Origin of the sequence: Labrys sp. LIt4 (genome assembly GCF_017813775.1) — a bacterium.
Lineage (GTDB): Bacteria > Pseudomonadota > Alphaproteobacteria > Rhizobiales > Labraceae > Labrys > Labrys okinawensis_A.
This window is the reverse complement of record NZ_JAGIPY010000103.1, coordinates 1-256: the sequence shown is the minus strand read 5'-3', so window position 1 is coordinate 256 and position 256 is coordinate 1. Positions and strand designations below refer to the sequence as shown.

Genomic DNA, 256 nt, shown 5'->3' with positions numbered 1-256 from the left:
TCATCGACTTGTTCTTCTGCCACGTCCCGCAAGCGCACCCAGCCCCCCATCTTGCGCGACTGATTGCCACTGAACGGCAACCCACCCACCGCCCAACGCAAGGCGACATGCCGCATGAACTCGGGGGTGATGCCCTTGATGTAGGGCAGTTCGGGGGCTGCATCCTGGAGCGCTTTCATTTCCATGGCCGGCAACGCCGGTACATCGACCACGGAAGGCCGCCCTGCGCCAAAATTGCCCTGCACCAGGGTTACCA

Annotated in this window: 1 protein-coding gene; it reads right to left on the bottom strand. The window is 62.5% G+C overall.

The genetic code is table 11. The annotated features are described in order from the left end of the window. Window positions 1-256 (bottom strand): hypothetical protein (locus J8I29_RS29805; protein WP_209434444.1); only part of this gene is annotated, 256 nt, incomplete at both ends.